17 protein-coding genes are annotated in these 20,053 nt (G+C 53.1%); 6 read left to right on the top strand and 11 right to left on the bottom strand.

Features of this window, described 5'->3' with window-relative positions; all coding sequences use genetic code 11:
• Positions 1-362 precede the first annotated feature (362 nt).
• The 4 genes from FD38_RS06640 (at position 363) to FD38_RS06655 (ending at position 6,328) form a co-directional block, all read left to right on the top strand.
• Complete coding sequence (locus FD38_RS06640; RefSeq protein WP_057732545.1) at positions 363-1,028, top strand: EAL domain-containing protein; 666 nt, start codon at positions 363-365, stop codon at positions 1,026-1,028.
• Between the two features lie 347 nt (positions 1,029-1,375).
• Positions 1,376-3,595, top strand: coding sequence for an anaerobic ribonucleoside-triphosphate reductase (nrdD, locus tag FD38_RS06645; RefSeq protein ID WP_057732548.1), 2,220 nt, complete (start codon positions 1,376-1,378; stop codon positions 3,593-3,595).
• Positions 3,528-4,109, top strand: coding sequence for an anaerobic ribonucleoside-triphosphate reductase activating protein (gene nrdG, locus FD38_RS06650; protein ID WP_057732550.1), 582 nt, complete (start codon positions 3,528-3,530; stop codon positions 4,107-4,109). Before nrdD ends, nrdG begins: the two co-directional genes overlap by 68 nt.
• Positions 4,110-4,684: 575 nt before the next feature.
• A complete protein-coding gene (locus FD38_RS06655) occupies positions 4,685-6,328 on the top strand; it encodes a peptide ABC transporter substrate-binding protein (RefSeq protein WP_057732552.1) in 1,644 nt (547 codons plus the stop codon).
• A gap of 66 nt (positions 6,329-6,394) precedes the next feature.
• Here FD38_RS06655 and FD38_RS12930 read toward each other — a convergent pair whose 3' ends face one another.
• The 8 genes from FD38_RS12930 to FD38_RS06690 form a co-directional block, all read right to left on the bottom strand.
• Positions 6,395-6,565, bottom strand: a complete 171-nt coding sequence (locus tag FD38_RS12930) for a hypothetical protein (RefSeq protein WP_170218390.1) — start codon at positions 6,563-6,565, stop codon at positions 6,395-6,397.
• Between the two features lie 10 nt (positions 6,566-6,575).
• Positions 6,576-6,812: a cytochrome b5 domain-containing protein gene (locus FD38_RS06660; protein ID WP_057732554.1), complete on the bottom strand. Its 237-nt coding sequence runs from the start codon at positions 6,810-6,812 to the stop codon at positions 6,576-6,578.
• Positions 6,813-6,901: 89 nt separating this feature from the next.
• On the bottom strand, positions 6,902-8,104 hold the full coding sequence (locus tag FD38_RS06665; protein ID WP_057732556.1) for an MFS transporter: 1,203 nt from the start codon (positions 8,102-8,104) through the stop codon (positions 6,902-6,904).
• Positions 8,105-8,194: 90 nt separating this feature from the next.
• Positions 8,195-10,495, bottom strand: coding sequence for an FAD-dependent oxidoreductase (locus tag FD38_RS06670; RefSeq protein ID WP_057732559.1), 2,301 nt, complete (start codon positions 10,493-10,495; stop codon positions 8,195-8,197).
• Positions 10,485-11,447: an FAD:protein FMN transferase gene (locus tag FD38_RS06675; protein WP_057732561.1), complete on the bottom strand. Its 963-nt coding sequence runs from the start codon at positions 11,445-11,447 to the stop codon at positions 10,485-10,487. The genes FD38_RS06670 and FD38_RS06675 overlap by 11 nt, the downstream gene beginning before the upstream one ends.
• A 13-nt stretch (positions 11,448-11,460) precedes the next feature.
• A complete protein-coding gene (aroD, locus tag FD38_RS06680) occupies positions 11,461-12,222 on the bottom strand; it encodes a type I 3-dehydroquinate dehydratase (RefSeq protein WP_057732563.1) in 762 nt (253 codons plus the stop codon).
• On the bottom strand, positions 12,209-13,438 hold the full coding sequence (locus FD38_RS06685; protein WP_057732566.1) for an MFS transporter: 1,230 nt from the start codon (positions 13,436-13,438) through the stop codon (positions 12,209-12,211). Before FD38_RS06685 ends, aroD begins: the two co-directional genes overlap by 14 nt.
• A 27-nt stretch (positions 13,439-13,465) precedes the next feature.
• Positions 13,466-14,362, bottom strand: coding sequence for a shikimate dehydrogenase (locus FD38_RS06690; RefSeq protein ID WP_057732567.1), 897 nt, complete (start codon positions 14,360-14,362; stop codon positions 13,466-13,468).
• 153 nt (positions 14,363-14,515) lie between these two features.
• Between FD38_RS06690 and FD38_RS06695 the strand changes: the two genes are divergently transcribed.
• Positions 14,516-15,445: a LysR family transcriptional regulator gene (locus FD38_RS06695; protein ID WP_057732569.1), complete on the top strand. Its 930-nt coding sequence runs from the start codon at positions 14,516-14,518 to the stop codon at positions 15,443-15,445.
• Between the two features lie 77 nt (positions 15,446-15,522).
• Here FD38_RS06695 and FD38_RS06700 read toward each other — a convergent pair whose 3' ends face one another.
• Together FD38_RS06700 and FD38_RS06705 are read right to left on the bottom strand one after the other, a co-directional pair.
• On the bottom strand, positions 15,523-16,740 hold the full coding sequence (locus FD38_RS06700; RefSeq protein ID WP_057732572.1) for an MFS transporter: 1,218 nt from the start codon (positions 16,738-16,740) through the stop codon (positions 15,523-15,525).
• Positions 16,741-16,909: 169 nt separating this feature from the next.
• Positions 16,910-18,250: a dihydrolipoyl dehydrogenase family protein gene (locus tag FD38_RS06705; RefSeq protein WP_057732573.1), complete on the bottom strand. Its 1,341-nt coding sequence runs from the start codon at positions 18,248-18,250 to the stop codon at positions 16,910-16,912.
• Positions 18,251-18,473: 223 nt separating this feature from the next.
• Here FD38_RS06705 and FD38_RS06710 point away from each other — a divergent pair, with 223 nt between their 5' ends.
• Positions 18,474-18,899 (top strand): MerR family transcriptional regulator, encoded by a 426-nt coding sequence (locus tag FD38_RS06710; RefSeq protein WP_057732575.1) that lies wholly within the window; start codon positions 18,474-18,476, stop codon positions 18,897-18,899.
• 105 nt (positions 18,900-19,004) lie between these two features.
• Here the strand turns inward: FD38_RS06710 and FD38_RS06715 are convergent, their stop codons facing one another.
• Entirely contained in the window at positions 19,005-20,021 is a 1,017-nt protein-coding gene (locus FD38_RS06715; protein ID WP_057732577.1) for an aldo/keto reductase, read from the bottom strand.
• Positions 20,022-20,053 lie beyond the last annotated feature (32 nt).

Consider the following 20,053-nt stretch of genomic DNA (forward strand, 5'->3'; position numbering starts at 1 on the left):
AAAATATGTCCTGTGATACCAAGGGATCAGTCTGTCTTCATACTTTCAAGTTTCAGTCTATAGATTACAACCATTCTGCATCGCCCCACCTTTGCTGGTCGGGGCGATGTTTTTAATTCCCAAAAATAAATATGTATAACTGTATATTCCATTTCCCAGTTAAATTGGGGCCAATGGTCTAAACCGTTTCCATTTATCGGAACAATCGGAATTTATTCGGAAAAAGCCCCTTTTCCGCCAGAAAGCGTTACACATCATTCGCATTGGCTAACGAATAATTCAACTATTTTATTGATTATGCGGTATAATGGTCGCGAATATTTACACCATCAACGTCAATTGTAAAGGGGATTTTAATGTATATGTATCGTTTTTTTGTCCAACCCCAAGTAAACGCCATGACCCAAAAACTCATGGGTTATGAACTCTTACTGCGGTCATATTGTCATGATTATTGGGAAACTCCGACTAATTTTGATGCTATCCCGATGGACCAGCAGGTCTCTCTGTCGTATCAAGAAATCGTCAATATTTTTCGGGATCACCGGGACAATCCAACGATTTCATTTAATCTCAACCGGAAGCAATTTACCGACAAACTGACGATCGGTAACCTGATTCACCTGACCAAGTCCGTCAAGGGCCTGAACCTGGTGGTCGAGCTCACCGAGGCGCCCCGGCTGGAAGAATTGCAAAAATACGTGGCGATTTACCGGGCCTTCGGCATTAAGCTGAGCCTCGATGATGTCGGTACCGACAATCCCTGGGGTCAACGTACTCAAGAGATTATGCCGTTTATGGACACCATCAAGTTCGCCATGCAAAACTTCCGGCTCCAACACCGCCAAGCCGAACTCATGGACAGTTTGAAGACCTGGCGCAAGATTGCCGACCTTTACCAACTCGACTTCGTCTTGGAAGGGATCGAAGATAAGCAAGACGAGCTGCTGGCCCAGGAATACAACGCCAAGATGGCTCAGGGTTACTACTACAGTAAGCCCATTCCGTACACAGAAGAATTAGCCTAACGTTGACTCCCTGATCACCCCACCGGTATCAGAGAGTTTTTTTGATGGCTAATCATTTCCAGGGGGCACTGGTTTGGTCAATGTCGTATTTCTCCGAGATGAAAATTTCGGCGGTCTGCCTCCCTCTTTTCAAATTCGCAGCGCGGTCCTGACGGGGCCTGCCCCGCGTCTTTTTTTTCGCCTGAAAATGGATTAGACCGCGATTCCACCTTAACCATTCTCCCGGCTCTGTGGCAAACGCGATAGGCAAGGGACTAAAAATGAGCTACCATATATAGTATTAGCAACTAGCAACCACACAATCTTTTGTGTGGTTGCGGTTATTTTTACAGAAAAGTGGGGATTTCATGCAGACGACTTCAACGGATGTTTTAGACCAATTGCGGGCATTGCCGGTCATCAAGCGCGGCGGTACCCAGACCAAATTTCATCCCTATAAATTAAACTTCATCTTCTCGAAATTAGACCTCGACGCCGATCAACGGCAGAGCGTCAAACAGGCCCTGGTGGATCACTACCAGACGGCCGCAAGTATCGACGCCCGCGATTTGCGTGCCACGTTAATGTTGATTTTCGAACAACTGGGACTGGCACCGGCGGCCAAGCAGTACCAAGACGTGTTCACCACCCAACAACGGCGGTTCGCCGAGGCCACCAACGTCCAGGCCCGCATCGAAAAGCTCTTCAACCGTGACGACAGCGTGGTCCACGAAAACGCCAATAAGGATAGCAACGTCTTCAACACCCAACGCGACCTGGAAGCCGGCGCGGCCAACCGCGCGCTGGGCTTGCAGATGCTCCCCGACGTGGTGGCCAAGGCCCACTTACGCGGCGACATCCACTGGCACGACCTGGATTATTCCCCGGTCACGCCGGAAACCAACTGTTGTCTGATCGACTTCGACGGCATGTTCGCCAACGGCTACAAAATTGGTAACGCCGAGGTCGAAACCCCTAACTCGATTCAAACCGCCACGGCGCAGATGTCGCAGATCATCGCTAACGTGGCCTCCTTGCAATACGGCGGTTGCTCAGCCAACCGGGTCGACCAACTCCTGGCGCCCTACGCCGAGAAGAACTACCACAAGCATTTGGCCGACGCCGAGAAATGGGTCGCTGCCGACAAGCGCGACGACTACGCCCGTAGCAAGACCAAAAAAGACATCTACGACGCCATGCAGGCGCTGGAATACGAAATCAATACCTTGTACTCCTCCCAGGGTCAAACGCCGTTCACCACGGTTAATTTTGGCCTGGGGACCAGCTGGATTGAACGGGCCATCCAACGGTCAATTTTAGAGATCCGCATCAAGGGGTTGGGCCGCGAACACCGCACGGCCATCTTCCCCAAGTTGATTTTCACCCTGAAGCGCGGGCTGAACCTGGCGCCTGACGACCCCAACTACGACATCAAGGAACTGGCCATCGAATGCTCGACCAAGCGGATGTACCCCGACCTGTTGATGTACGACAAGATCAAGGAACTCACCGGGAGCTTCAAGACGCCGATGGGGTGCCGGTCCTTCCTCCAAGGTTGGCGCGACGAGAACGGCCAGGAGGTCAACTCCGGGCGGATGAACCTGGGCGTGGTCACGGTCAATCTGCCGCGGATTGCGTTAGCCGCTCACGGCGACCAACGCCTCTTCTGGGAGATCTTCGACGAACGGATGGCCACCTGCCACCAAGCCCTGGCTTACCGCATCGAACGGACTAAACAGGCCCGTCCGGAAAACGCCCCACTATTGTACATGTACGGTGCCTTTGGCAAGCGGCTCCAGGCCGGCGACTCGGTCGACGAACTCTTCAAGAACCAACGGGCTACGGTCTCGCTGGGCTACATCGGCATCTACGAGGTCTGCACCACCTTCTTCGGACCGAATTGGGAAACCAATCCCGACGCCCGGGCCTTTGGCGAAAAGGTGGTCAAGGTCATGCGCGAGAAGTGCAACGCCTGGGCCCAAGCCAGCGGCTACCACTACAGCCTCTACTCGACGCCGGCCGAATCACTGACCGACACCTTCTGCCGCGACGACATCGCCAAGTTTGGCCGCATCGCCGACATCACGGACAAGGAATACTACACCAACAGTTTCCACTACGACGTGCGCAAGCACCCCACGCCATTTGATAAGCTGGGCCTAGAAGAGGTCTACCCCCAGTACGCGTCCGGGGGCTTCATCCACTACTGTGAATACCCTAACCTGCGGCAAAATCCCAAGGCCCTCGAGGCCGTCTGGGATTGGGCTTACGACCATGTAGGTTACCTGGGCACCAACACGGCAATCGACCAGTGTTTCAAGTGTGGCTTCAAGGGTGAATTCACGGCCACGGCCCGCGGCTTCGTCTGCCCGCAATGTGGCAACCACGACCCTAAATTCTGTGACGTGGTCAAGCGGACCTGCGGCTACCTGGGCAACCCCCAGCAACGACCGATGGTTCACGGACGGCACGTGGAAATCGCGTCCCGTCGGAAAAATATGTCTCCGGAGATGATCAAACATGCCGCAACCTACGAAAAAGCCAAACAATCCGATGCCCAAAGAATGGCTAGCCGAGAACTTAAGTGAACAATACGTCGCGGATTACAAGGCCTTTAACTTCGTCGATGGCGAAGGGGTCCGCTGCAGTCTGTATCTGAGTGGCTGCCCCTTCCATTGTCCGGGCTGTTACAACGTGGCGGCGCAAAACTTCCACTACGGTCAGCCCTACTCACAAGACCTGGAAGACCAGATCATTGAAGACCTCAGCCAGGATTACGTCCAGGGCCTGACCTTACTGGGCGGTGAACCCTTCCTCAACACCCAGGTCGCCATTCGCATCTGCGAACGCGTCCGCCAAGAATTCGGCCACACCAAGGATATCTGGTCCTGGTCGGGGTACTACTGGGACGAACTGTTAAAGGATTCCGACGACAAATTAAAGCTCCTATCGCTGATTGATATTCTGGTCGACGGGCGCTTCTTAGAAACCGAAAAGGATCTCAGCCTACAATTCCGAGGTAGTTCCAACCAACGCATCATCAACGTTCCCCAGTCGTTACAGACCGGTAACGTGGTGTTGTGGGACAAATTAGTGCATTAATCTGATTTAACTGAGCGGTTTCTGTTATGGGGACTGCTTTTTTGTTCCTAAATTAATTATTAATAATTAATTGATCGATGTTTTTCTGTCGTTTACCTCGCCTTATTCCATCAGTCTATTGGTAGTTACACCTGCAAACTTTATTAAGTTTCTCTCATAATTTTTCATCACCATCTTTTCCTTATATAGACCAATTAAACGCCACTTTCAATTTAAAAAATTAGAATTTTCCGGTTGACAAACCCGACTTCTCCGACTATTGTTAGAGTCACATTAGAGAACAGATAACTAAAGCAACGCCAGGAAGAGTAGTCGTTTCCGCTAAGCAAAGAGATCACCGGTAGCTGAGAAGGTGACTTACAACTTAACGACGAAGATGAGCCTGGCTGGCAGAATGTGCGGTGCAAGCCGCCATTTCGACTCGTGGCCCGTTAACGCCACCGACTTTTGGCAACAGAAGTTACGGAGATGTTGAATGCGAGTTCAACATGAAATTAGGTGGTACCGCGAGTAATCGTCCTTATGTAATCAAACATAAGGACGATTTTTTTAGTTTTCTAGAGGAGATGGAGTTCATGCAACACAAGGGAATTTATTTAGGATTATCCGCACTCGCATTACTTACGCTGGCTGGTTGTGGGGCAAAATCCAGCAGCAACGGCGGCAACGCCAAGTACGCCGACAAACAGGAATTGAATTGGACCGTTAGCTCCGAATTAGCCGCTAACGACATCCCCAAGGCCACCGATACCCTGAGTTTCACGGTCTTACAGAACACCCAAGAAGGACTGTACCGCTTGAACAAGTCCGGGACCCCCAAGAACGCGTTAGCCACCAGCACCAAGGTCACTAACGGCGGCAAGACCTACACCTTCAACCTGCGCAAAAACGCCAAATGGTCCAACGGTCAACCCGTTACCGCTAAAGACTTTGTCTATTCCTGGCAACGCACGTTAGCGCCGAAGACCGCTTCGCAAGACGCCTTCTACCTTTTCCAGGTCAAGAACGCCGAAGCCGTCAATAAGGGCAAGAAACCGTTGAGTTCACTAGGCATCAAGGCCGATGGCAACTACAAGCTGACCGTCAACCTGACTAAGCCCGTGTCCTACTTCAAGAAATTATTGGCCTGGCCGCTCTTCTACCCGGTCAACCAAAAGGCCGTCGACAAGTACGGCAAGGCTTACGGGACCACGGCCGACAAGACCGTTTACAACGGCCCCTTCCGTCTGACCAAGTGGAACGGGACCAGCAAGTCCTGGACCTTGGCGAAGAACGCGACCTACTGGGATAAATCCGCAGTGCACCTGACCAAGATCAACGAACAGGTCACCGAAAGCACCACGACCAGCTACAACCTCTTTAATTCCAAGAAGACCGACGAAACGTTACTTAACGGTCAACAAGTTAAGAACAACAAGAACAACGAAAACTTTGTTAAGCGCCTACCAACGGGCTCACAACGCCTAGACTTGAACGAAAAGAAGGTCAAGGCCTTCAAGAACGTCAACGTCCGCAAAGCCTTCTCCGCGGCCATTGACCGGAACCAACTGGTCAAGGACGTCTTGCAAGACGGTTCCGTGGCCTCCAAGGGCTTCGTGCCCGCCGGCATGGGTAACAACCCCAAGACCGGGGAAGCCTTCAACCAAGAAGCCAGCGTGAACTCCGCCGTTTCCTACAACCTCAAAAAGGCCAAGCAACTCTTAGCCAAGGGATACAAGGAATCCGGCACCAAGTCGATCAACGCCACGTTATCCGTGTCCGACACCGACTCCAGTAAGCAAGTCGCCGAATTCGTCCAAAGCGCCCTCGAAAAATTACCGGGCGTCAAGATCAGCATCAAGACGGTACCGTTCGTCCAACTGATCACCCAACAAAACAACGGCAACTACGAGCTGACCTTTAGCGGTTGGCAATCCGTGTTCGCCGACCCAATCAACTTCCTGGACGTCTTCGAAAGTAACTCCAGCTACAACACCACGGGCTGGAAGAACAGCCAGTACGACCAATTACTGGACGAATCCGAAAACCAATACGGGAACCAACCAAGCAAGCGGTGGGCCAAGTTAGTCGCCGCCGAAAAGGTCTTGATGAACGACCAAGGCACGATTCCGCTGTACCAACAAGCCCAATCACAACTGTTGCGGAAGAACGTCAAGAACGTCGTCTACAACCCCGCTGGAGTGCCTTATGACTTCAAACTGACTTACATTGCCAAGTAACGGTTTACACGCAAAGAAGCGGACTACCCATTCGGGTGGCCCGCTTCTTTTTATATTGAATCGTTATTATTTTTTAGTAGCTTTTTCTGGGGTCTCTGGCTTAGCCGCACACTCACCATCACAGTAACACTTGGTGTCGGTCAACATCCCACAGCGGCAGATACCGTCGTCATCCGCGCACCCGCAACCTTCGTGACAGGCCATGCCCTTGTGACAATAAGGATTCGTCTCCGTCATGATCGGCGCCCTATTCCGTTAATTGGCCGACCAAGGGGAGCTTGTTCAAGACGCCCTTGCCGTGCGGGGACTTCAGGATCGCCGCTGAGAGGTTCTTGCCGGCCACGTTCCCGTGGTGTTGACCGCCCTGCCACGCCGCCACATCGGTCACGTCATAGACGTTGCCGTCGATGGCCACGTAAGCTGGTTGGCCGTTTTGCCCGTTAAATTGACTGAGTTCTTCTACCGTAAACGTTTTGGTTGCCATGTTCCAACACTCCCATCTAATTTAGGCTTAGCATACCGAACAAACTAACCAAAAACAAGTAAAGTGCTTATCACTTGATTAGGGAATGGCTAGTCGTCCACCAATTGGCCGACCGGCTGGGGTGCCCGTTTCAACGTCAAGATGGCGACAGCGCAGAGCACGCCCAAGACCGCCACGCCCACATCAAACCACATGATCTGGTGAATACTGGTCTTCGCTAAGCCCCCGGTGACCAGCGGAATCGTAAACGACGCCAGGCCACTGGCCGTGTAGTAGATGCCCAGCACGCGTCCCTTGTGTGCCGGGTAGAGGTCGCTCATCAGGGTCAGCCCAATCTGTAATACGCCCCCCGTCGCCGAGATGCCAATGATCAGCGAGCCGGCAAACATCACGCCAAATACCGGCAGGGCCGCCATGGCCACCAGCGTCAAGAGCGACACCACCGTATCCACTAACATGAACCAGGCCGGCTTCAGCCACCGGTTGACCACCAGCGCCGTCAAAAGGACGCCCAGAATCGAACCGGCGCTGTACACGCTGACCAGTAGTCGGGCGCGTAACAGGCTCAGGTGCACCACGTCCGTCCCGTATTCGGTCAACCATTGGCTGATCAGGTAGAACGTTGCCATCCCCACGTACCCGAAAATCGTTAAGATGACGGCCTGGAGGGTGCGCCAGCGGACCGGCCGAGTCGGTACCGTGACCGGTGTGGCCGTGGTCGTAGGACGTTGCCGGGCCGGAAACTGCCGCCACTGCAAGAAAATCAGGTTAGCGATCAGAATCGCCGCGCCTAGCATGAACGACCACCCGTACCAGCCGTGAACGCCGTCGAGTGCCGCCACAATCAGCGGCAAGGACAGTTCCCCGACGGACGAGAAGGCCTTAATCAGGATGTTCGCAGAGGCCTCGTGGCGCGGATATAGTTCCATCAGCGTCGGATAGGTCCCGGCGTCTAAAAACGAATTGGCCATCCCCGCCAAGACCCCCAGCGCATACGCCACTACCGTTGAGCGGCAGAACACGATGCCGATGAAGAAGGGGAGGTAGGTCAGGATGCCCAGGTTAACAAAGAGTTTGCGGCCCCAGCGGTCGGAAAGTACGCCGGCCACGTAGAGGACCAGCAAGTGCCCAATCCCCAACGATGAGATGACGTAGGAAACCTCCGCCGCCCCGACGTGCCATTGGTGGCCTAGGCTGGCCATGTTTTGAGCTAGGATCACGATGGCCATGCCGTAAACGATATAGTTCACGTACAGGCTGATCGTGGTGAGCCAGCGTTGTCGTGTTGCCAATTTTATTCCAGTCCTTTCGCGATTGAAAAAGGAACTGCGCTCACTTCGCGACAGTTCCCACTTTCAATCTTCAGTTCAATTTTTAACGGGTTAGGCCGTGACCTTGTCGGCGTCGTCTTGCTTGATGAACGCCAAGAACTTGTTGAAGCAAGACTTCAAGAAGTTCTCGCTGTTCGCGTCGGTCAGGTGGTCGTGGTCGTCAAACTTGTTGCTGGCTTGCGGCAACATGAATTCGTTCCCCGGCAAGACCTTGGCGTTGACGCCTGGTGCATCCAGGATCTGACGCAGGTTCATTTGGGCCCGCACCGTGCCCTGAATCCCCAGCGACGTGCCGACGATCATGACGGCCTTGTCCGTAAACGGATGTTCCACACTGGAGAGCCATTCCAGCGCACTCTTCAGGGAAGCTGGTACGGCGTGGTCGTATTCGGGAACCCCGATGACCACCCCATCAGCAGCGGCGACCTTCGCCGCTAAAGCCTTCACGGCGGCCGGTTCGTTTTCGGCCAGGTCTTCGTTAAACATCGGTAAGTCCTTGATTTCGCAGACCTCGAAGTCGACTTCCTTGCCGAAGAGGTGTTGCATGCTGTGCAGCAACTTCCGGTTGTAAGATTTCGACGCGTTGGTGCCGACTAACGCCACGATGTTGGTGTCGTCGTCGCCGGCCGCCTTGCGTTGATCCGCATTTTGGCTGGCTTGTGCCCCGGCCACGTAACCGGAGGAAATGCCCCAGGTATTCATCATACTTGGCATCGAATCGTGACCATTGGCCCCGCCGATGATTTCCCCAGCTCCGTAGTAGTTGGCTACCGGTTGGTCATGCGTATCCAGGAGTTCCAAGGTCTTCCGGTCGGTCACGTAACCCCCTAAGGTCGTGGCAAACCGGCCCCGTTGTTCTACTAAGTAGTAGGTGTCGCCTTCAAAGGCGTGCAGGTATTCGGAATCGCGACCAAATTGCGAATCCTTCCCCGCCTGAACGTCGGCTTGGTAGGTCGCCACGGTCTTGGCCAGTTGGTCGGGATCGACGCCCGCGGCTTGAGCCACGTCGGCTAACGAACCCTTGGTGAAGATTGGCAACTTGTCCTTTTCATCGAAGAACTTCTTGATTTCCTTAGCGGTGAAGTCGTGCAGAATCAGCAGGTCGTAAACCTGTTTCCAAGTCCGTTCGTCCATCAGCATGAAAGTGACCTTATCCGGTTGGGCCAAGATGGCATCCCGCGCGTTGGTGTAGGCGCTGGATTCGTCAACGATCCGGTTCCCCTTGGTGTTGACGTAGATGGCGCCCATGTCGGTGGCCTTCTTGGAGGCGTAGGTGGTCAACTTGGCAATGCCGGGTTCCACTTCGACCCCGTGTGGGTAAACCTTGTACCAGTCCAGGTTGCGCGTCTTTAAGTCTAAATCACCGTTAAAGCTGTATGCATCACCGGTCGAAGTCATCGGCCCGTAGTAGTCGATGCCCTTGCTTTCGGCTCCCCGCATCTTGGTGTTGGCCCCGTGACCACCGGCGGCTAAGACCACCGAACGCGCCTTGATGTTTAACGTCGCGTTTTGCGCTTCGGCAACGGCCCCGTTGACCACACCCTTTTGGTTGCGGATCAATTCTTCGACCCGGGCCCCCAGGATGATTTCCCCACCGTGATCGGTGAAGGCCTGTGAGACCTTTTGGATGAATTCGTAGCTGCTAGCCGTTGGCAATTCGATCTGCCGTTCCACGGAGTGTTCCACGGTTTGGGTCTGGGCCTTTTGGTAGTCCAGGCCGGCAAAGTCACTGATAAAGTCGATTGCCGGACCAATGTTATGCACCATCAAATCGGTCAGTTCCGGATCGTTAGAATGCTTGCTTTCCCGGGCCACGTCTTGGGCCAATTGGTCGGGACTGTCGGTTCCCTGTCCAAAGATCTTGGCGGAAACGTGGGAGCCGGTCCCGGTCACGTTGGACCCGTTCAAGATGGTCGCGCCACCCAAGTACCCGTTCTTTTCAACTAAGGTGACCTTTTGGCCTAACGTTAAGGCCCGGCAGCCGGCAACTAAGCCCGCTTCGCCCCCACCGATGATCAGGACGTCGGTTTTGAGGTTCTTGGTCTCGTGAGCCGTGTTGGTCTGAGGAACCGGCGTCAACTTGACGTCGGCCTTGGCAACGGCATCCTTGGCGGAGTCTAGCAAGGCTTGGGTCATGACGGTCGCCCCACTGATGGCGTCGACGTCAAAGGACTGACCGTCGATGATCCGCTGCTTGAGTTTGTCGATGACCTGGTTGAAAATGCCGGACGTTTCGGAATGTTGGAGGATCTTTAAGTCCTTCACTTGGTTATCGTCAACGTCGACTTCGTAACTGATGATGCCGTTGTGGCCCATTGCTTGGCCGGTAATTTGCTTGTTTTCATCTGACATTTTGATAGACTCCCTTCGTCTGTGACGCTAAGCCACTGGTCAATTCAACCGCCCCGTTGTCGCGCACAAAGATGGCGTCGACGCCGGGGAGCTGTTCAATTAAGGTTTGCCCGGCTTGGGGGCCCTTGAAAAATGAAACGGTTGATAAGACTTCTGCTAATTCTGAATTTTCGGTCATAATGGTGACCTGCAATAAATCGTTGCGGACCGGATAACCGGTCTGCGGGTCCAAGATGTGGTGATAGGTGCGACCGTTGCGGCGAAAGTATCGCTCACGGACACCCGAGGTCACGAAGCTTTGGGCGGGCGTCACCACCGTTAGGAGCGCTTCGCCGCGCGACTCGTCGGGATCTTGAATCCCAATGTGCCACCGGCCGTCCGCCGTTAACGGATTGGCTCCCCAGGTCTGAACGTTGCCGCCCAAATCGATGATGCCGCTGGTGACGCCGGCAGCTTGGAGCTGGTCCTTGACCCGGTCGGCGAAGTACCCCTTGGCGATGGCGCCCAGGTCCAGCTGCATGCCCCGTTTGGTGAGAAACACGGTGTGCTGGGTGGCGTCGAGCACCACGTCGTCCGGATTCATCCGCTGCAGGCTCGTTGCAATGGCGCTCTTAGCCGGCACCGTCTGGCCGCCAAACCCAATCTTCCACAACTTGACCAGCGGGCCAATCAGGACGTTGAAGCTGTCCTGGTACTGCCGCGTCGCCGCCAACGCCCGTTGAATAAAGGCGAAGGTCTCGGCGTCCACGGCGACCGGTCGCACGCCGGCTTGCCGGTTAATCTTGGCTAACGTCGATTGCTCGTCGTTGGCCGATAACACGTTGGTCATGGTTTGCAGGTAATCATAAACCCGCTCAACCAGAGCGGGTTTATTGTCGAACAATGTCAGCGAGATGACGGTGCCCATCATCGCAAATTGAGAAACATACTTCTTGTGTGCTAAAGCCGCCATCATCCTCGCCTCCTTAATTTAATTTCAAATCGTCGAGTTCACCCTTGAGGTGGTCTAACGAAATCTGGCCGGGCGCCGAAGCCGCACCGACTGTGGCGAAGGTCAGGCTGGAGCCAAAGACCTCGCCGGCTAATCGGGACACCTTGCCCAGGTCGCCCATGGCCATGGTGATCAGCGGTTGACTCAACGTTTGCCGCGCCTGGTTAGTGGCCGTGAGTAACGTCAAGACGTCTTCGGTAGTGTGCGGCATGACCGCAATCTTGGCCACGTCGGCACCGACCGCCACCATGTCGCTGAGCCGACGAATAATGTCGGTCCGCGCGGGGGTCTTATCGAAGTCGTGGTTGCTCATGATGACCACCACGTTCTTGGCGTGCGCCGCGTTAATGGCTTGGCGGACGGCGTCTTCGGCGTGATACCGTTCCACGTCCAAGGCGTCGGTAAAGCCACCCTCAACAACGGTCTGGCAGATGCCAAAGTAGTCGGCATCGCTCAAGGCCAGTTCGCCGCCTTCACCAGCCGTCCGGAAGGTGGTCAGTAAAGCCAAGTCCCCTAAGGCGGTGCGGAGCTTTTGCCCCATGGCGGTCAGCTTGGCGGCGTCGGTGACGCCTTCGAAGTAGTCGATCCGCCATTCCACCACGTCGGGTTGGGCGGCTTTGACCGCCTTGGCCTGATCTAAAATGGCTTGTTCGGTTTTCCCGGTAACGGGTACGGCCAACTTGGGCCGGCCGGTCCCGAGTTCGATGTTGCGTAATTTAACGCTAGTCGCTTTCAAGATCACGAACTCCTTTCTTATCGGCTTTAAAGAGGTGCCGGTAGCGTAAGGTGATGCATACAGCTAAGACGAACCCAATTAAAGCAATAATTACATCAAATAAGATGACGTTAGCTAAGTTCTTGGACATCGCCCCAGTCACCAATGGAATGGTAAACGATGCAATGGAACCCGCCGTGTAAAAGGCCCCAGTAATGGTCCCCTTGCCTTTCGGGAAGAAGGAAGACATGACCGTTAACCCTAGTTGCATGACCCCACCGGCAGCGGAGAAGCCGACGACAAAGGACATGATCGAGCAAATAATAGCCGTTGGGAATAAGTACATTAGTAGTAAGGAAATAAAGGATAGGCAGGTGTAAACACCTAAGAACTGGATTTCCTTAACCGCCTTTTTCGCTAAGACCGCCGTCACTAAGACACAGACGATGGACCCCACACTGTAATAACTAATCAGTGCCCGGGAACTCACATCACTCATGCCGGCGACCTGCTGCCCGTATTGGCTTAACCATTGGCTGACTAAGTAGAACGTTGCTTGAGAAATGTATCCGTAAAGGATGAATAACGTTCCATCAATCCAGAGATTCCCTGGTGATTCGATTTCTTCCTCTTCTTCATGGCCGTCTTTTTCGACTTCCACTTCAGCGTCAGCGTTGGCTTTCGGAAACTTGCCGCCCATCGCAATGAAGACTAGGTTCAAGGCCATCACAACGATACAGATGATGAAGGACCACCCGTACCAAATCTTGCTGGCCACTAAGAAACTCACGAATAACGGTAAGGCAAATTGACCGGCGGAGATAAAGGCCTTAATAATGACGTTGGCCGTCCCCTTAGATTCAGGGAACATTTCCATCAGTGCTGGGTAAGTCCCGGAATCCAAGAACGAGTTGGCAATCCCGGCTAGAATCCCGAAGATGTACGCAATCGCGATCGATTTACTGAGTAGGATACCGGCAAAGAAGATCAGATACGTTATCACCCCTAGGATAACGAAGGGTTTACGACCGAACTTGTCGGAGAGCCACCCGGAAACCAGTAGCACGATCAACCGACCAATCCCTAGAGAGGAAATAACGACGGCGACCCCACCAGCATTGGTTCCCCACTGGTGTGCCAAGGCGGTCATGTTTTGGGCCAGAATGATAACACCAATCCCGTGGATAAAGTAATTGATGTACAGACTGAGCGCCGTTGGCATATATTTATTTTTCATACGATTAACCTCGCTTTAACCGGACCTTTAGGCCTTGGCCTTTTCCTTGTCGTCTTCGAAGAGGACTTCGCGGATGTAGTCAACGGGCATTTCCTTACCAGTCCAAAGCTTGAAGGCAGCGGCACCTTGTTCGAGCATCATGCCCAAACCGTTGAAGACGTGCTTAACGCCAGCCTTTTCGGCAACCTTCATCAATTCAGTCGTCCGTGGGGCGTAGACCGTGTCGAACACGATTTGGTCTGGGTTGTTGAACCAAGTTGGGTCAGTTACCAAGGTTTGATCTTGTAATGGGTTCATCCCCACGCTAGTTGCATCGGCGTAAATGAAGGAACTTTGGATTTCAGCCTTGTAGTCGTCTTGGTCGGCTAAATCGTGTAACGTTGCCTTGCAATCCGTCTTTTCGTTGATGATGTCCACGTTACGCTTGGCGTTGTCCCAGAATTCATCGTGACGGTTAAAGATGGACATTTCCTTGACGCCATCTAAAGCGGCTTGAATGGCAATGGCCGTTCCGGCACCACCGGCACCCGCTAAGGTCATCTTGTGACCGCGAATATCTAAGCCTTCATCGTCTAAGGACTTCATGAAGCCAATTCCGTCGGTCGTGTAACCCGTTAAGACACCGTGATCGTTGACAACTGTGTTAACGGCACCAATCATTTCGGTAGCTGGGTCCAATTTGTCCAACAGAGGAATGATCTTTTGCTTGTTAGGCATCGAAATGTTTGAGCCCCGCATGTCTAACGTCCGGATTGATTGTACCGCCGCTGGCAAGGTATCATTTGTGATTTCGAAAGCAAGATAAGCAAAGTTTAACCCCAACTTAGCAAACGCGTTGTTGTGCATAGTTGGTGACATTGAATGCCGGATAGGGTACGCCATAAGTCCAATTAATAAAGTATGTCCGTCAATTCGTTCAGTCATGTTAATCCACTCCTATAATTTATTTTTGCCTACAAAAGCAATTTATGTTACTCAATTCACTTGCAATCTTAGCATGTTGATTTATCATAATAAATAATAACAAATTGATATAACGATAGAAAACTTTTATGAATTGATCGGAGTTGAGCAATGATGAACCTGCGTCACTTAGTTTTTTTCAAGGAATTAGCCCGTACACAGCATATGTCCCAAGCGGCGGAAAACCTGGGTATTAGCCAGCCTTCGCTGAGTTATGCCATAAAAAAACTCGAAGAAGAACTCCAGGTGCCCCTCTTCGAACCCGACGGTCGCAATATCCGATTAACCAATCTAGGTGAAACTTATCTCAAATATGTCACGGTTGCCCTCAACAACTTGGATGAGGGCGACGAACTGCTCAGTCAATTAATCAATCCCAATACCGGGCACATCAATCTAGGGTTCACTTACACGCTAGGCCAGCGTTTAGTGCCCGAACTCATTCAAAATTTCTCTGCCCAATCCCAAAATCAAAAAATCACGTTCAGTCTAGGTCAAAGTAACTCCCAAGACTTACTAGATGAATTAAACAACGAAAAATACGACCTCGTGTTGGCCTCTCAAGTGACCCAACTTCACGATCAGGATACCGAACGTCTCTTCTCTTTCTACCCCATCGTGCAACAGGAAATCGTCGTTGCTATCCCCAATCAACATCCCCTGGCCCAGAAACCACACATCTATCTAAATGATTTGAAGGACGAGCCACTCATCATGTTCTCGCAAAACAGTGGTTTACGACCGCTAATTGATAAGATTCTAGCGCAAAAACGAATTCGTCCGCACATCAAATTTCAAGTCGAAGAAGACTACACCATGGTCGGCTTTGTTCAACGGGGACTCGGCATTGCCCTCATTCCAAATCTTCCCCAATTAGACCCGAGCGCCGTCACACTACGCCACCTTGAAGATAACCAACTCGAACACGAGTTATATTTGATCTCCCGGCAAAATAATTTTATGACGCCATCCGTTCAGCGATTCCAAGAATTCGTGCGCCAATATTGCTGGCAACATTTTACTCAACCCCAGCAACTCATCTAAACGGGATAATTAAATAATGGGTCCCCGCAAAACAACAAGCATTTTGCGGGGACCCACTATTTTAAGTCGTTTAAAAACTACTCTTCCGTTACCGTGATGACACCCACTCGCACGCGTTCACGCCGATAGATGGCTACGGTAATCAGGCTACAAATCACCCCAATCGCCGCCATCCCCGCGTCAAACCACATCAAATTACGGACGCTATACTGCGAGATAATCGCCGTGATCACGGGAATCGTAAACGATGCCAGGCCACTGGCCGTGTAATAAATTCCGGTAATCTTTCCCTTGGCCTGTGGGAAGACGTTGCCCATGATGGTCAACCCGATTTGCATCACGCCCCCGGCCGCAAAACAGCCAATCAAAAAGGCGCCAATTCGCATCACAGCCTGGGTCGGGGCCGCCGCCATCAATACCAACGCAACCAGCGATACCACCGTATCCAGCAACATGAACCAGACCGGTTTCAGCCACCGTTCGACCAGAATCGCGGTTACCACCACGCCTAAAATCGACCCCACGCTGTAAATGCTCACCAGCATCCGCGCGTGAATCATGGTCAAATGCACCACGCGGTTGCCGTATTCCGTCAACCACTGGCTGATCAGGTAAAAGGTCGCCATCGACACGTAGCCAAACAGCGTTAAGGTCACCGCCAAAATTCGTTTATGACCTACCGTCATCCGCTCGGTCGGCGTCACCGCCGTATCTATCTCGGTCGCGGAACTTCCGGGCTGAGCAAACTGCCGGTGACGCACGGCCACAAAACTTACGCCCATCCCCACGGCACAAATCACGAACGACCACCCGTACCACAAGTGCGCACCTTCTAGCCCCGCTACCAATAGGGGTAAAATCAGTTCCCCGATTGAGGCAAAGGCCTTGATCATAATGTTCGCCGTTGCCTGGTGCTGCGGGTACAACTCCATCAACGCGGGATAGGTCCCGGAATCCAAAAACGAATTGGCCATGCCCGCCAAGATGCCAAAAAAGTACGCCACGTAAATGTTCGGCGAGACGAGAATCCCGATAAAAAAGCTCATGTACGTTAAAATACCAATTTTCACAAATATCCGGCGGCCCCACCGGTCGGACAACGACCCAGCCAGATATAACACCAGCAAGCGGCCGATTCCCAGTGACGAGATGACCAGCGAAACGCCCGCCATATCGACGTGCCAAGTTCGGCTCAGCGCCAACATATTCTGCGCTAAGATCACGATGGCCATACCGTGAATCAAATAGTTAAAGTAAAGACAGAAAGTTGTTTTCCACCGTTCTGCGTGAGTCATCCAATCACCTGCACCTTGAAAGATTTGAATTGAGTAACAAAGTACAAATGCTCATTGAATAACAATAAGGACTTGCTCACTATCTGTCAAGCCAACCGGTTGCACCAAAGCAACCAAAAAAAGTCCCTCCTAGTAGGAAGGACGTGCGTTAAAATTTGCGTGAATCGAGTTACAGTTGCCCCCAAGCCGCGGCCCCAATCGTCGGGAACAGTGGCACTAGGCGTTCAATTTCGCGTTCACCGTATTTAAAAGTAATCGCCGGTAGTAACGTGTTGATCACGTTATCGGCCTGGGCGCTGACCTCCGTGGCCCCCACCAGATGATGAGCTTGGTCAAAGATCAACGTGTTATCGCCACTCGTTTCTTGACCGACTTGGCGATACCAGTCGTCCGGCACGTGTTGCGTGGTCAGCGTGTAAGCCGTTGGGTCAGCCTGCGCTTGGGCGACCGTCACACCGACCTGGGCCAACCGCGGCGAGGTGAAGACCACCGTTGGAATTGGTGGGTAGTCGATGGCCGCCGCCGTTTCCCCGGCAAACAGGTGCATCAGGTACGTAGATTCGAAGATGGCCGTCGGCGTCAAGCGCGGTTGAACTTTATCGATCACGTCGCCGGACGCGTAGATGTTTGGCACGCTGGTCTGTAAGTGGTCGTTGACCTCGATACCGTTGGCGTTGACCGTCACGCCCACCGTTTCCAGGCCTAAGTCGGCCGTGTTGGGTTCCCGGCCGGTCGCGTCCAAGATCCAATCGGTGGTCAGCGTTTCGTTGGCGTCCGTGGTCACCACGTAGTCGGTCGCGGCGTGGGTGACCTGCGTGACCGTGGTATTGCGCAAGATGGTCACACCGTGGTGTTGCAGATCCGTCAGAACTTGTTCCACGTAAGGTTGGTGGAAGGCCCGCAAGGCTTGGTCGCCGTGCAAAACGATGGTCACGTCACTGCCCGCTGCGTTAGCGATGGTGGCGAGTTCCAGGGCAATGTAGCCGCCCCCGATGACCACCATCCGTTGTGGCATCGCGGCCAGATCCAGAAAGTCGGTGCTATCGTGGAGGAACTCACCGCCCGGAATGTCCAACCGGTGAGGATGGAGGCCCGTGGCAATCACGATTTGATCGGTGGTGTAAGTCTGCTGACCCACGCGAATCGTGTGAGCGTCGACTAAGCGGCCGTAACCGTGAATCAGGTCCACGCCACTCCCGGTCAGTAAGCCTTCGATCATCCCCGGTAGCCCGTTGATGACGTCACCCTTGTGCGCCAAGTTAGCGTCCCAGTTCAGGTGTGTTTGCCCGGTCAGCACCGGATTCAACGCCGCGAGTTGGCGTTGTAACGCGACCGGCGCGTCCAACGAAATCTTGGCGTTACAGCCGCGGTTCGGACAGGTGCCCCCGACCTTGTCAGCTTCGATGACCCCGACCTTGACGCCTTTTTGGGCCAACGGAATTGCCCCGTCAAACGTGCCGTGCCCGCTTCCCAGATATAAGACGTCATATTGATACGCTTGCTTTGCCATGTTGTGGCCTCCCTAAGTTGATGGTTAACAATTAAGTTGTGTCCAATCTATAAATTCATTCTACCCAGTCGCCGCCGGTCACGCAACCATTTTGCCTGTTAAATTCTGGTTGGGGGACCTCCCCTCTACTTTACGGGGGTTGGGGCTTGCGGTCACGGAATTGGCCGCGTAAGATAACGTTAATTAACTTAGTCACCTAATGATTATTTAAGGAGGAATTCAGTTGTCCTATAGCATTCATGAGGTCGCCGAAAAATTAAACCTTTCAACCTATAGTATTCGCTACTACCACGACCACGGGATGTTGCCCTTTGTGGAACGCGATGCCAATAACAACCGGGTCTTTCACGATATCGATATCGAGTGGTTTCGCCTAATCATCTGTTTTCGCAATACGGGGATGCCCCTCGAACGGATCCAACACTATCTGGCCCTGGTTCAACAGGGCGACGAGACGATCCCCGAGCGCTACCAAATGATGAAGGTCCAACAGGAACGGACCATCCAGGAATTAGCTGCCTTAAAAGACCACTTGGCCACCATCAATCACAAGGTTGCCCACTACCACGATGTTCTGACGCAGGGCAAGCCCGACACCTACGTGCCCACCGACTTACCCCAGCCACAACCAACGGACAATATCGCTTAATCTTTGTTATTAATAACAAGCGGGCTTTTATTATTAATAAGTAAAAAGCCGGTCACCACACAACTTACTGTGGTGACCGACTTTTTGGTTGTTAAGAATTAGTGGTTAGTGCGCGCCCCAGGAGATGGTCCCCTGTTGCGCCAGGATCTGGTCAATCGCGGTCAATTCATCGGCCGTAAAGTCCAGATGTTGTAACGCCTGCACGTTGGCGACGATTTGTTCGGGCCGACTTGCTCCAATGAGGACGCTAGCGATCTCTGGCACCCGTAAGTTCCAGGCTAACGCCATCTGGGCCAAGCTCTGCCCCCGGTTTTGCGCCAGTTCGTTTAACTGTTTGACCGTACTCAACGTCTGATCGACCTGCGTCGGGTTCAAGAACGGAATCGTCCCCTTCTTCGCCCGGGAATCCGCGGGAATCCCGTTGAGGTACTTATCCGTCAAGAGTCCTTGCGACAGGGAACTGAAGCCGACCGCCGCCTTGTGCTCGCGCTTGAGAACCGGGAAGAGGTCGGTCTCCACGTCACGGTTAAACATGTTGTAGCGCGGTTGGTGGATGATAAACGGCGTATGCAGGTCGTTAAAGATCTGGGTAATTGCCGCCGTTTGGGCGCCACTGTAGTTCGAGATGCCCACGTACAAGGCTTTGCCCTGACGCACCAGTTGGTCCAACGCCAACGCCGTTTCTTCGATAGCCGTGTTCGGGTCTGGCCGGTGGCTGTAAAAGATGTCAAAGTAGTCCAACCCGGTCCGTTTCAGGCTCTGGTTAGCGCTAGCAATGATGCTCTTGCGCGACCCCCAGTTGCCGTACGGGCCCGGCCACATCACGTAACCGGCCTTGCTGGCAATCACCAGCTGGTCGCGGTAGGCGTGCATGTCACCAGCCATGATTCGGCCGAAGTTTTCCTCCGCGCTTCCCGGTTTTGGCCCGTAGTTGTTAGCCAAATCGAAGTAGGTGATGCCTAAATCAAAGGCCTGGTGGATCATCGCCACCTGCGTGTCGAAGGGATCGACACTCCCAAAATTGTTCCACAGTCCTAACCCAATCGCCGATAATTTTAAGCCGCTATCCCCCACTCGGTTATATACCATCTGTTGGTAGCGGTACTCGTCTGCCTGATACATGTCACGGCCTCCTCGTCTTTACATCATGCCTT

Source organism: Levilactobacillus zymae DSM 19395, from assembly GCF_001434115.1.
Lineage (GTDB): Bacteria > Bacillota > Bacilli > Lactobacillales > Lactobacillaceae > Levilactobacillus > Levilactobacillus zymae.

Excerpts from the sequence above, each read along its gene's own strand:
- FD38_RS06640 (WP_057732545.1), top strand. The coding sequence starts at position 363 with ATGTATCGTTTTTTTGTCCAACCCCAAGTAAACGCCATGACCCAAAAA.
- nrdD (WP_057732548.1), top strand. The coding sequence starts at position 1,376 with ATGCAGACGACTTCAACGGATGTTTTAGACCAATTGCGGGCATTGCCG.
- nrdG (WP_057732550.1), top strand. The coding sequence starts at position 3,528 with ATGCCGCAACCTACGAAAAAGCCAAACAATCCGATGCCCAAAGAATGG.
- FD38_RS06655 (WP_057732552.1), top strand. The coding sequence starts at position 4,685 with ATGCAACACAAGGGAATTTATTTAGGATTATCCGCACTCGCATTACTT.
- FD38_RS12930 (WP_170218390.1), bottom strand. The coding sequence starts at position 6,565 with ATGACGGAGACGAATCCTTATTGTCACAAGGGCATGGCCTGTCACGAA.
- FD38_RS06660 (WP_057732554.1), bottom strand. The coding sequence starts at position 6,812 with ATGGCAACCAAAACGTTTACGGTAGAAGAACTCAGTCAATTTAACGGG.
- FD38_RS06670 (WP_057732559.1), bottom strand. The coding sequence starts at position 10,495 with ATGTCAGATGAAAACAAGCAAATTACCGGCCAAGCAATGGGCCACAAC.
- FD38_RS06675 (WP_057732561.1), bottom strand. The coding sequence starts at position 11,447 with ATGGCGGCTTTAGCACACAAGAAGTATGTTTCTCAATTTGCGATGATG.
- FD38_RS06685 (WP_057732566.1), bottom strand. The coding sequence starts at position 13,438 with ATGAAAAATAAATATATGCCAACGGCGCTCAGTCTGTACATCAATTAC.
- FD38_RS06690 (WP_057732567.1), bottom strand. The coding sequence starts at position 14,362 with ATGACTGAACGAATTGACGGACATACTTTATTAATTGGACTTATGGCG.
- FD38_RS06695 (WP_057732569.1), top strand. The coding sequence starts at position 14,516 with ATGAACCTGCGTCACTTAGTTTTTTTCAAGGAATTAGCCCGTACACAG.
- FD38_RS06700 (WP_057732572.1), bottom strand. The coding sequence starts at position 16,740 with ATGACTCACGCAGAACGGTGGAAAACAACTTTCTGTCTTTACTTTAAC.
- FD38_RS06705 (WP_057732573.1), bottom strand. The coding sequence starts at position 18,250 with ATGGCAAAGCAAGCGTATCAATATGACGTCTTATATCTGGGAAGCGGG.
- FD38_RS06715 (WP_057732577.1), bottom strand. The coding sequence starts at position 20,021 with ATGTATCAGGCAGACGAGTACCGCTACCAACAGATGGTATATAACCGA.